This window comes from Cetobacterium sp. NK01, from assembly GCF_024506395.1.
In the GTDB taxonomy this organism is placed as follows: domain Bacteria; phylum Fusobacteriota; class Fusobacteriia; order Fusobacteriales; family Fusobacteriaceae; genus Cetobacterium_A; species Cetobacterium_A somerae_A.
On the sequence record NZ_JANIBO010000001.1, the window covers coordinates 924,559 to 936,761 of the forward strand.

The following is a 12,203-nucleotide window of genomic DNA, read 5'->3' on the forward strand; positions in this document are numbered from 1 at the left end:
TATCTCCTTATTTTTCAAGAAATTTATTTTTATATTCCCAATAAGCTTTTTCTAATCTCTTAGCTATATCACCAAATATTTTACAAGTATTTTCTATAAAATATTCATCTACAACAATTCTTTTTCCCTCTCTTAAATTAAAAATTTTTACAATCTCTTTTTCAATTGATTCTGGAATCTCTGTCATATAATCATGAAGATAGTCGTTTCTAATTTTTCTAACAATTCCTATGAAATTTTTTTCTCTTTCATCCAAAAAAAACTTATTTTCCATAGCATCTTCTAAAAATAAAATATAACTATTCAAATAAGACATATTTTTATTTTGTATCTCTTCTAATTCTAAATGTTTATCATAAGCTAAATCTTTAGTTATATTTTTTAATAATACTTCAAATATCATAAAAATATTTAATAAATTGCTCATATGATGTATCTCTTTAAAAGCATTATTATTTATAAAGTAACATTTACTATATTTAGAAAATTCTTTTTCATTATTTCTTGTAGAAGTTAATGATTCTCTTGAAACTTTTTGATACTCTTTTAAAAAAATACTGTTTATACTATACATTCTATAGATGGTTGTCATTCTAATTTCAAACTCTTCAAAAAACTTTGCACTCTCATCGTTTACTACAAAATAAGGATTTGGTTCGCATGGAATCGTCTCAATTTGAATACAGATATTTTTTAAATAGTCCCCATTTTTTTCATCTTTATGTTCACACATTTTACATCCACAATTTTCGCTATTACAATCTAAATTTTTTTGGATTTTTTCACAATTTTGTTCATTTTTTCTCACATCTTCTATCTTTTGTTTTGTAAAAAATTTTTTAAAAAATTCCATGATTTATCTCCTATCTCTAAAGACTCTTATACCAATTCCATGCTGTTTCAATTATTTTACTAACATCTGTATACTCTGGTTGCCACCCCAATACTTCTCTTGCTTTTTCACTAGCAGCAACTACCGAAGCTGGATCTCCCGCTCTTCTATCAACTACTTCTGATTTTATATCTATTTTTGTTATATTTTTTGCAGCATTTAACATCTCTAAAACTGAGAATCCATTTCCATTACCTAAATTATAAATTCCACTAATATTTTTTTCTAGCGACGGTAATGCGGCAATATGAGCTCTTACTAAATCAACCACATGTATATAATCTCTTATTCCTGTCCCATCTTTTGTTGGATAATCATTTCCATAAATACTTAACTTTTCTCTTTCTCCTTTTGCTGCCTGTAATATAATAGGAATTAATGCAGTTACTCCTTCTCCTTTTTGACCTATATGATACTTTTCATGTGCTCCTCCAACATTAAAGTATCTAAATATTGAGTAATTCATTTCGTATGCTTTTGCAGCGTCTATTATAACTCTTTCTGCCATAAGCTTACTTGCACCATAAGGATTTATTGGATTTGTTGGATAATCTTCATAAACTAATCCTTCACATTTTACCTCTCCATAAACAGCTGCTGTCGATGAAAATATTATATTTTTTACATCGTATCTTCTCATAACTTCTATTATATTCATAACACCATAAGTATTGTTCAAATAATATTTATTAGGTTCAGAAACACTTTCTCCAACCTTTATATATCCTGCAAAATTCATAACTGCATCTATTTGATTTTCTTTAAAAACATTTTCAAAAGAAGATATCTCTCTTATATCACCTTTATAAAACTTTGCTCTTTTATCAACTAATTCTATATATCCATTTTCTAAATTATCCAAAACAATAACATTATATCCTGAATCTAATAACTCCACTACTGCATGACTGCCAATATAACCTGCTCCACCAGTTACTAATATATTTTTCATGTAACACCTCTCTATAATTTATTTTTGGTTTACTAAATTATAGCATAAATTTACAAAAAATAAAAAAAGATTGGCAACTTCCTATCCTCCCAGGGGGCTGCCCCCCAAGTACTTTCAGCGTTTATGGGCTTAACTTCCAGGTTCGAAATGTTACTGGGTGTACCTCCATAGCTATCGTTGCCAATCAATATTTATTTGTGTTCTTGAACACTTGAAACTATATAGTAGTATATTAAGGTTAAAACTTCGATATATTAGTATTGGTCAGCTAAAAGTCTCACAACTCTTACACCCCCAACCTATCAACCTCCTAGTCTCGAAGGTATCTTAAAGAGTACTTATCTTGAAGTCAGTTTCCCGCTTAGATGCTTTCAGCGGTTATCTGTTCCAAACGTGACTACCCAGCTGTGCCACTGGCGTGACAACTGGTACATCAGAGGTTTGTCCATCCCGGTCCTCTCGTACTAAGGACAGATCTTCTCAATACTCTAACGCCTACAGTGGATAGGGACCGAACTGTCTCACGACGTTCTGAACCCAGCTCACGTACCGCTTTAATGGGCGAACAGCCCAACCCTTGGGACCTTCTCCAGCCCCAGGATGCGATGAGCCGACATCGAGGTGCCAAACTCTACCGTCGATATGGACTCTCGGGTAGAATCAGCCTGTTATCCCCAGGGTAGCTTTTATCCGTTGAGCGACGACCCTTCCATTCGGAATCGCCGGATCACTATGTCCTGCTTTCGCACCTGCTCGACCCGTCAGTCTCGCAGTTAAGCTCTCTTATGCCATTGCACTCTACGGTTGATTTCCATCCAACCTGAGAGAACCTTTGAACGCCTCCGTTACTCTTTCGGAGGCGACCGCCCCAGTCAAACTGCCCACCTAGCACTGTCTTCGAGGGTACAAACCTCAAATTAGAATTCCGACATAGTATGGTTGGTATTCCACCAGTGACTCCGCGTAATCTAGCGACCACACATCTTAGTCTCCCAACTATCCTATACATACGATGCCAAAACCCAATACCAAGCTACAGTAAAGCTCCATGGGGTCTTTCCGTCCTACTGCAGGTAACCGGTATCTTCACCGGTAATACAATTTCACCAGGCCTCCCGTCAAGACAGCTCTCAGATCGTTACACCATTCGTGCAGGTCGGAACTTACCCGACAAGGAATTTCGCTACCTTAGGACCGTTATAGTTACGGCCGCCGTTCACCGGGGCTTCAATTCGGAGCTCTCACTCCTCCTCTTAACCTTCCGGCACTGGGCAGGTGTCAGCCCATATACGTCGCCTTACAGCTTAGCATAGACCTGTGTTTTTGTTAAACAGTCGCCTGAGACTCTTCACTGCGGCCTCTCATAGCTTTGCGTCGCGTGTACGCTCACCATAAAGGCACCCCTTCTCCCGAAGTTACGGGGCTATTTTGCAGAGTTCCTTAACGAGAGTTAGCCTGTCCGCCTTAGATTTCTCATCCTGACCACCTGTGTCGGTTTGGGGTACGGGCACTAATATCTTTATAACGCTTAGAAGCTTTTCTCGGCAGTGTGGTATTTGCACCTTCCATCTTACGACTCCTCATCACACCTCACGTTTAGTCTAGCGGATTTTCCTACTAGACCACGCTACATGCTTGAACTGGCACTTCCGTTCGCCAGCGTGCATAACCTCCTGCGTCCCTCCATCACTTGATATCAGTGGCACAGAAATATTAATCTGTTTTCCATTCGCCTACGCAATCTAGCCTCGGCTTAGGACCCGGCTTACCCAGGGGAGACAAACTTTACCCTGGAACCCTTGGTCTTCCGGCGTGGGGGATTCTCGCCCCCATTCTCGCTACTTATTCCTGCATTCTCACTTCTGATACCTCCAGAGTCTCTTGTCGATTCTCCTTCAACGGCCTACAGAACGCTCTCCTACCAGTCGCTTACGCAACTCCACAGCTTCGGTTTATAACTTAGCCCCGTTACATTGTCGGCGCAGAGACTCTCGACCAGTGAGCTATTACGCACTCTTTAAAGGTATGGCTGCTTCTAAGCCAACCTCCTGGTTGTTTGTGAATCTCCACCTCCTTTCCCACTTAGTTATAATTAGGGACCTTAGCTGGTGGTCTGGGTTGTTCCCCTTTTGACCATGGAAGTTAATTCCCATAGTCTCACTCCTGAGCTCTAGAATTATGGTATTCGGAGTTTGATTGACTTCGCTGAGCAGTATGCCCCCTAGGTCATTCAGTGCTCTACCCCATAATTGAACACTCAAGGCTGCACCTAAATGCATTTCGGAGAGAACGAGCTATCTCCTGGTTCGATTGGCTTTTCACCCCTAAACCTACCTCATCTCCCAACTTTTCAACGGCGGTGAGTTCGGGCCTCCACTGTGTCTTACCACAGCTTCACCCTGGACAGGCTTAGATCACCAGGTTTCGCGTCTACGCCCAGCGACTATGTCGCCCTATTCAGACTCGGTTTCCCTTCGGCTCCGTTAAACTTAACCTTGCCACTGAACGTAACTCGCAGGATCATTCTCCAAAAGGCACGCCATCACCCCAAAGGGCTCTGACCGCTTGTAAGCACACGATTTCAGGTTCTATTTCACTCCCCTCCCGGGGTTCTTTTCACCTTTCCCTCACGGTACTATGCGCTATCGGTAAGTAAGAGTATTTAGCCTTACGAGATATGGTCCTCGCAGATTCACACAGAATTCCTCGTGTTCCGTGCTACTTGGGAGAGATCATACATTTGATACGGTTTACCTGTACGAGGCTTTCACTCTCTACGGCAGGCCTTTCCAGACCTTTCCAGTTCGGCGTATCATAATGTCGAATACCTTGCAGTTCTTCAGACGATCTTCCCGCTACCCCGTAGATGCAACGGCTGCATCCTTGGCACATCTACGGTTTGGGCTCACCCGGCTTCGCTCGCCGCTACTTAGGGGATCGTTTTTACTTTCTTTTCCTCGGGTTACTTAGATGTTTCAGTTCACCCGGTTCCCTCTTTCGTGCTAAGACTCCATCTTAGCAGATTTCTCCATTCGGAAATCTTGGCATCACAGTTCGATTGCAACTCCACCAAGCTTATCGCAGCTTACCACGTCCTTCATCGGCTCTTACTTCCTAGGCATCCTTCGTGTGCCCTTAATATTTTAACCTTGTAATATAATTCATATTATTTAGACAGACTAACTACTCAATTTAAGATTGACTTAAAAATGAATTGTTAGTTAATTTAGAATATTTTCTCAATATCTACTATATAGTTTCCAATGTCCAAGTTTGATAGTAAAGAACACTATCAATCGAATAGAGAAAAAGTTAGTCTCCTTAGAAAGGAGGTGATCCATCCGCACGTTCCCGTACGGATACCTTGTTACGACTTCACCCCAATCGCTAATCACACCTTAGGAACATCCCTCCTTACGGTTAGGCCTGCTACTTCAGGTGCAACCAACTCTCGTGGTGTGACGGGCGGTGTGTACAAGACCCGAGAACGTATTCACCGCAACATGCTGATTTGCGATTACTAGCGATTCCAACTTCATGTACTCGAGTTGCAGAGTACAATCCGAACTAAGAACAGCTTTAAGAGATTAGCTCACCCTCGCGGGTTGGCAACTCTCTGTACTAGCCATTGTAGCACGTGTGTAGCCCAGCGTATAAGGGGCATGATGACTTGACGTCATCCCCACCTTCCTCCTGCTCATCGCAGGCAGTATCGCATGAGTGCTCAACTTAATGGTAGCAACATACAATAGGGGTTGCGCTCGTTGCGGGACTTAACCCAACATCTCACGACACGAGCTGACGACAGCCATGCACCACCTGTCACTAAGTTCCGGCAAGCCGGCACGAATCCATCTCTGGAAACTTCTTAGGATGTCAAACGCTGGTAAGGTTTCTCGCGTTGCGTCGAATTAAACCACATGCTCCACCGCTTGTGCGGGTCCCCGTCAATTCCTTTGAGTTTCACACTTGCGTGCGTACTCCCCAGGCGGATCACTTATCGCGTTAGCTTGGGCGCTGAGGTTCGACCCCCAACACCTAGTGATCATCGTTTACGGCGTGGACTACCAGGGTATCTAATCCTGTTTGCTCCCCACGCTTTCGCGCTTCAGCGTCAGTATCTGTCCAGTGAGCTGACTTCTCCATCGGCATTCCTACAAATATCTACGAATTTCACCTCTACACTTGTAGTTCCGCCCACCTCTCCAGTACTCTAGAAAAACAGTTTCCAACGCAATACGGAGTTGAGCCCCGCATTTTAACATCAGACTTATTTTTCCGCCTAGACGCGCTTTACGCCCAATAAATCCGGATAACGCTTGCGACATACGTATTACCGCGGCTGCTGGCACGTATTTAGCCGTCGCTTCTTCTGTTGGTACCGTCACTTTCTTCTTCCCAACTGAAAGCACTTTACAATCCGAAGACCTTCATCGTGCACACAGAATTGCTGGATCAGGCTTGTGGCCCATTGTCCAATATTCCCCACTGCTGCCTCCCGTAGGAGTAAGGGCCGTGTCTCAGTCCCCTTGTGGCCGTTCACCCTCTCAGGCCGGCTATCCATCGTCGCCTTGGTGGGCCGTTACCCCACCAACTAGCTAATGGAACGCAAGGCTCTCTCTTGGCGCATATAGCTTTCATAAGTTTCCCATGCGAGAATCTCATAATATCCGGTATTAGCTGTCGTTTCCAACAGTTGTCCCAGACCAAGAGGCAAGTTCCTTACGCGTTACTCACCCGTCCGCCATCCTCATTACCCGAAGGTAAATCGAATCGACTTGCATGTGTTAAGCATTCTGTCAGCGTTCATCCTGAGCCAGGATCAAACTCTTCATTCAAATATATTTAAAGTCCTAAGACTTACGTTTACACCATTTATTGGTTTGCCATTTCTGGCATTTGTTATTTTCATAACTTCTGACTATTTTCTCTATTCGGTTGTTAATGTCCTTTTCCATAATTCTTGCCGGCGGTGTTTCCCGCTGACAAAAATTATAGTATCATAAATTTTAAACTAAGTCAACATTTTTTTTATTTTTTAAAAAATATCCATTATTTTGTCCATAAATTTCTTTTTTTCAACATCTTTTTTTACGATTAAATTATCTTTAAATACTACCTCTCCGTTAACCAACACCTTGTAACTCCCCACTATTGTACCAGCTTTTAAAGGAGCTACTAATTTTTTCTCTCTTTCTGTTACTATTGAGACATCTGCATCTTTTTTTACAATTTTAGAAAATGACTTAGTCCCATATGTTTTTACTTCTGAAATATATCCACCTGAAATTGGAATAGACACAACTGGTATATCTTTTTTTATAATATCTTTATTTTTATAATTCTCATGAAACTTTTCATTTAACGTTAAAATTTTATTATCTCTTATTTTAGGAGATTTTCCACCCATTACCACCGTTATTATATTTGCACTATCTTTATCGCTTAAAACTGTTATATTAAATCTAGATTTAGTATGATACCCTGTTTTTAAACCATATATTCCTTCTTTACCTAAAAGATGAATCGTACTTTTTAATCTATAACCACCATTTTTTATTTCTGCTGTTTTTTGTCTAGCAATTGCTATGTATTCTGGATATTTTAAAGCTTCCATAGATAATTTATAAATTCCGTGAGCTGTTCCCATATCTAATTTTTTTCTAGTCATATGATCTGGTAATCCTGCAGGTGTATGAAATTCCAATTCATTTTCTAATCCTAAACTTTTTGCTTTTGCATTCATCATATCAACAAACCTAGGAATACTCCCCTTCCCAGAATGTTTAGCTAAAGCATAAGCTGCATTATTTGCTGATTTTATAGCTGCTGATTTTAATAAATCTAAAACAACTATTTTTTCTCCACTTTCCATAGGAATTGAGCTTCCCCCAACGCTTAAAATTTCCCAATCTATAGGAACCTCATCATACACACTTATATTTCCTTTTCTTATCTCATCCAAAGTGACTAATATAGTCATAACTTTAGTTACAGAAGCTAATGGATACATGTGCGTTGCATTTTCCTGATAAAATATGTTGCCTTTATCGTCGCCTAGTATATAAGCTCTGTAATCTGGAATATTATCTTTCACAACTTTACTTTGAACATTCTTTGAAAAAGATACTGTTGATGCAATTAATACGAAAATTACAACTAATTTTTTCATAGCTTCTTCCTCCAAATAAAAAATTTAGGAACTACACTGAAGCAGTTCCTAAATATTATACATTATTTTTGTTTTTTAGCCAAGTAGTCTTCAATAGCTTCTTTTAACGCCTCTTCTGCCAATACTGAACAGTGCATCTTTGTTGCTGGCAATCCACCTAAAGCTTCAGCTACAACTTTATTTGTTATATCTAATGCCTCGTGAATATTTTTACCTAAAACCATCTCTGTTGACACAGATGATGTTGCTATTGCTGAAGCACATCCAAAAGTTCTGAATTTAACATCCGTTATTATATCATTTTCTATCTTTAAAAATATCTCCATGATATCTCCGCAAGATGGATTTCCAACTTTACCGTATCCATCAGGATTTTCCATTGTTCCTACATTTCTTGGATTCATAAAATGATCCATTACTTTTTCTGAATATTGCATAATTTTCTCCTTAGTTTTCAATTGTTTTATTTTTTATATTCATTCCATAAAGGGGATAACATTCTTAATTTTTCTACAACTTTTACAACTTGTTCAATTGTATAATCAATTTCTTCTTTTGTATTATACTTTCCTAAGCTAAATCTTATTGTTCCATGAGCAAACTCTGGCTCTATTCCCATCCCTAGTAAAACATGAGAAGCTTGTAATTCATCTGACGAGCAAGCTGATCCAGAACTTACAGCTACTCCTAAATAACTTAATGATAGCAGAATTGATTCTCCTTCTAAATATTTAAAAGTTATACTTGAAGTTCCTGGAAGTCTTTCTACGGACTTGGCATTCACAACTACTTCAGGAATTCTTTTTACAATTTCACTTTCAAAATAATCTCTTAATTCCTGTTCTCTTTTTATTTCAATATCCATATCTTTGCAAGCAATTTCTAAAGCTTTTGCCATTCCAACTACAGCTGGTGTATTTGTTGTTCCTGGTCTCAGTTTCTTCTCTTGTCCTCCACCAGTTATTGTTCTAGCTACTCTCACACCTTGTCTTATATAAAGACCAGCTATTCCTTTAGGTCCATGGAACTTATGTCCTGAAAATGTCAACAAATCTACACCTAACTCTTTAGGATATACAGGTATTTTTCCAACACTCTGAACTGCGTCTACATGAAGTAAAATTCTATTTTTTTTAGCTATCTCTGATATTTCTTTTATAGGCTCAATAGTTCCAACCTCATTATTTGCATGCATCACTGATATTAAAATAGTTTCTGCTGTAATTGCTTCTTCTAATTTCTTTATATCAATAACACCATTCTTATCTACCGGTATAAACGTTACTTTATATCCATCTTGCTCTAAATCTTTAAATGTATTTTTTATAGCTGGGTGCTCTATTGAACTTGTTATTATATGATTTCCTCTATTTTTATATGCCTTAGCTACTCCTCTAACTGCAATGTTATCTGATTCAGTTCCTGAAGATGTAAATATAATCTCTTCTGGTTTAACTTTTAATAAAGTTGCAATTTTTTCTCTTGCTTCTGAAACAGCTATTCCCGTTTCTTTTCCAAAAAGATGCATACTAAAAGCATTTCCATATTCCTCTGTTAAAAAAGGCATCATAGCTTCTAATACTTTGGGATCCATTTTTGTAGTAGCATTATTATCCAGATAAACTCTCATAGTTATCGTCTCCTTAAGTTATCATTTATATTCTTACACTAAGATAATAACATTCTTTACCATATATGTCAACAATTAAAAACTTTTTTTATAGACTTTTTTATATTTTTTCACCATGTTTACAATAGGCTTTTATTTCACATTCTAAACATTTTGGTCTTCTTGCAATACACTTATCTCTACCTTGGAGAATTAAAAAATGAGAAAAGTCTATCCAATACTCTTTTGGTATTATTTTCATCAATTCTTTTTCTATTTTTATTACATCCTGTTCTTTTACCAATCCAATTAAATTTGTTAATCTTTTTACATGGGTATCCACAGTTATTCCATCTGCCAATCTCCAAATTTCTCCTCTTACTACATTTGCAGTTTTTCGTCCTACTCCTGCTAATCCAGTTAATTCATTCATTTCTTCAGGAACTTCTCCATTATATTTTTCAATCAACTGCTGGCTGCATAATTTTATATTTTTAGCTTTATTTCTATAGAACCCCGTACTTTTTATTAACTCTTCTATCTCTTCTAAAGGCATAGAGGCAAATTGTTGAGGAGTATTCACAATTTTATACATCTTTTCAGTTACAATATTTACTCTCACATCTGTGCATTGAGCTGATAATATAACCGCTACCAATAGTTCAAAAGGAGTTTTATAATTTAAAGCACACTTAGGATGCCCAAATTTACTTTCTAGAATCTCAATTACTTTTAAAGCTCTTTCCTTTTTTTTCAAAACTTCCTCCATCAATCGAAAACTTTCATATATAAAAAATAATCAATACCACCATGTTCTATTTGACCTTTAAAGTGAAATCCAGCTTTTTCAAAGCATAAAATCGATCTATCGTTTTCCTCTAAAATATAAGCTACAACATATTTTAAATTTTGATACTTAAATCTCAATTCGTCTATGCTTGCATTAACTATTGTTGTAGAATATCCTCTCCCTCTTATGCACTCAGCTAAATATAAAGAAATTTCTGCACTTTCTAATTCCTCATCCAGTTGAAATTTTACATTTCCTAAAAAAGTCCCCTTTAAGTCTTCGACAGTAAACATTGCATAATTTGGTGAGCTTATTAAAAATTTATACCATCTCTCATGATTTTTTTTTTGCTCTTCCTCACTACTTTTACAATATTTTTTTACATAGTTTAAATTCAGGTGATTATATATATTTTCTATGTCTTCCGTCGTAGTTTCTCTTATTACTATCACTACTTTATAACAACCCTATTGTATTTTTTCTTTCCTTGTTTTATCATCATTGCACCATCTACAAATAATTCTTTTGTTATTTCCATAGCAAAATCAGTTACTTTTACATCATTTATAGTTAAACCATTTTGTTGAACAAGTCTTCTTCCTTCACTTTTAGTTTTTAATAGACCTAATTCCACCATTACGTCAACAATACCTTTACCTATTACATCATCTTCTACCTCTGATGTCGGAACATTTGTTAAATCAAGTCCACCTTGACCAAATAATGCTTCTGATGCTTGCTTTGCTTTTTCAGCTTCCTCTTCTCCATGAACAATTTTTGTTACCTCATAAGCTAACACTTTTTTAGCTTCGTTTATTTCAGCTCCCTCTAACGATGAAAGTCTTCTAACTTCATCCATAGGTAAGAATGTTAGTAAAGCTAACGGTTGTGCAACATCCGCATCTGGAAGATTTCTCCAATATTGATAAAATTCATATGGAGATGTCTTTTCCGGGTCTAACCATAGAGCACCCTTTGCTGTTTTTCCCATCTTATTTCCTTCACTATTAGTTAGTAAAGTACACGTCATTGCATAACCTTGTTTTCTATCTTTTTTTCTAATCAAATCTACTCCTGCGATCATGTTAGACCACTGATCATCTCCACCTAATTGCATAGTACATCCAAATTTTCTATTTAAAACTAAGAAGTCATATCCTTGCATTAACATATAGTTAAATTCTAAAAATGATAATCCTCCGTTCTCCATTCTAGATTTAAAACATTCTGCAGATAACATTCTATTTACAGAGAATTGAGATCCAATATCTCTTATGAAATCAATATAGTTTAATCCTCTTAACCAATCAGCATTATTTACTAATAAAGCTTTATCATCAGAGAAATCAATAAATTTCTCCATTTGCTTTTTTATAGATGCCACATTGTGAGCAATAATTTCATCCGTCATCATCTGTCTCATATCAGTTCTTCCACTTGGATCTCCTATTTGAGCAGTTCCTCCACCGATTAGAGCTATTGGTCTATGTCCATGTTGTTGCATATGTGACATAAACATCATAGCTATAAAGTGTCCTACATGTAAACTATCTGCTGTTGGATCAAATCCTATATAAAATGTTACTTTTTCCTTTGCTAGTAACTCTTTTATCTCCTCTTCGTGAGTCATTTGTTTTATGTATCCACGATCTTTTAAAACTTCAAAAACATTTGACATTTTTATTTCCTCCATATTTTAATTTTATTTCTATTGTAACATAAAGGGCCCTATTTTTAAAGGGTTAATAAAAAAGAGAGACTCTCTAGTCTCTCTTTGTGTAATATTAA

8 protein-coding genes and 3 rRNA genes are annotated in these 12,203 nt (G+C 37.2%); all 11 read right to left on the reverse strand.

The features are described 5' to 3' along the window. Window positions 1–7: 7 nt before the first annotated feature. The 11 genes from NON08_RS04645 to tyrS all read right to left on the reverse strand — a co-directional run bounded on the left by NON08_RS04645 (window position 8) and on the right by tyrS (window position 12,093). Complete coding sequence (locus NON08_RS04645) at window positions 8–853, reverse strand: hypothetical protein (protein WP_256690285.1); 846 nt, start codon at window positions 851–853, stop codon at window positions 8–10. A gap of 16 nt (window positions 854–869) precedes the next feature. After that, complete coding sequence (gene galE / locus NON08_RS04650) at window positions 870–1,844, reverse strand: UDP-glucose 4-epimerase GalE (RefSeq protein WP_256690286.1); 975 nt, start codon at window positions 1,842–1,844, stop codon at window positions 870–872. 68 nt (window positions 1,845–1,912) lie between these two features. Continuing rightward, window positions 1,913–2,029, reverse strand: a 5S ribosomal RNA gene (gene rrf, locus NON08_RS04655). Between the two features lie 49 nt (window positions 2,030–2,078). After that, window positions 2,079–4,993, reverse strand: a 23S ribosomal RNA gene (locus tag NON08_RS04660). A gap of 176 nt (window positions 4,994–5,169) precedes the next feature. Next, window positions 5,170–6,682: ribosomal RNA gene (locus tag NON08_RS04665) — 16S ribosomal RNA — on the reverse strand. Together the 16S, 23S and 5S rRNA genes form the textbook arrangement of a ribosomal RNA operon. 200 nt (window positions 6,683–6,882) lie before the next feature. Next, on the reverse strand, window positions 6,883–8,016 hold the full coding sequence (locus NON08_RS04670; protein WP_256690287.1) for a D-alanyl-D-alanine carboxypeptidase family protein: 1,134 nt from the start codon (window positions 8,014–8,016) through the stop codon (window positions 6,883–6,885). Window positions 8,017–8,078: 62 nt separating this feature from the next. Then, window positions 8,079–8,453 (reverse strand): Fe-S cluster assembly scaffold protein NifU, encoded by a 375-nt coding sequence (gene nifU / locus NON08_RS04675; protein ID WP_256690288.1) that lies wholly within the window; start codon window positions 8,451–8,453, stop codon window positions 8,079–8,081. A gap of 26 nt (window positions 8,454–8,479) precedes the next feature. Beyond that, on the reverse strand, window positions 8,480–9,646 hold the full coding sequence (locus NON08_RS04680; protein ID WP_256690289.1) for a cysteine desulfurase family protein: 1,167 nt from the start codon (window positions 9,644–9,646) through the stop codon (window positions 8,480–8,482). Window positions 9,647–9,746: 100 nt separating this feature from the next. Continuing rightward, complete coding sequence (gene nth, locus NON08_RS04685) at window positions 9,747–10,382, reverse strand: endonuclease III (RefSeq protein ID WP_256690290.1); 636 nt, start codon at window positions 10,380–10,382, stop codon at window positions 9,747–9,749. A gap of 11 nt (window positions 10,383–10,393) precedes the next feature. Next, window positions 10,394–10,867 (reverse strand): GNAT family N-acetyltransferase, encoded by a 474-nt coding sequence (locus NON08_RS04690; RefSeq protein ID WP_256690291.1) that lies wholly within the window; start codon window positions 10,865–10,867, stop codon window positions 10,394–10,396. Further along, window positions 10,867–12,093: a tyrosine--tRNA ligase gene (tyrS, locus tag NON08_RS04695; protein WP_256690292.1), complete on the reverse strand. Its 1,227-nt coding sequence runs from the start codon at window positions 12,091–12,093 to the stop codon at window positions 10,867–10,869. Before tyrS ends, NON08_RS04690 begins: the two co-directional genes overlap by 1 nt. Window positions 12,094–12,203 lie beyond the last annotated feature (110 nt).

Excerpts from the sequence above, each read along its gene's own strand:
- tyrS (WP_256690292.1), bottom strand. The coding sequence starts at position 12,093 with ATGTCAAATGTTTTTGAAGTTTTAAAAGATCGTGGATACATAAAACAA.
- nifU (WP_256690288.1), bottom strand. The coding sequence starts at position 8,453 with ATGCAATATTCAGAAAAAGTAATGGATCATTTTATGAATCCAAGAAAT.
- NON08_RS04680 (WP_256690289.1), bottom strand. The coding sequence starts at position 9,646 with ATGAGAGTTTATCTGGATAATAATGCTACTACAAAAATGGATCCCAAA.
- galE (WP_256690286.1), bottom strand. The coding sequence starts at position 1,844 with ATGAAAAATATATTAGTAACTGGTGGAGCAGGTTATATTGGCAGTCAT.
- NON08_RS04645 (WP_256690285.1), bottom strand. The coding sequence starts at position 853 with ATGGAATTTTTTAAAAAATTTTTTACAAAACAAAAGATAGAAGATGTG.
- NON08_RS04670 (WP_256690287.1), bottom strand. The coding sequence starts at position 8,016 with ATGAAAAAATTAGTTGTAATTTTCGTATTAATTGCATCAACAGTATCT.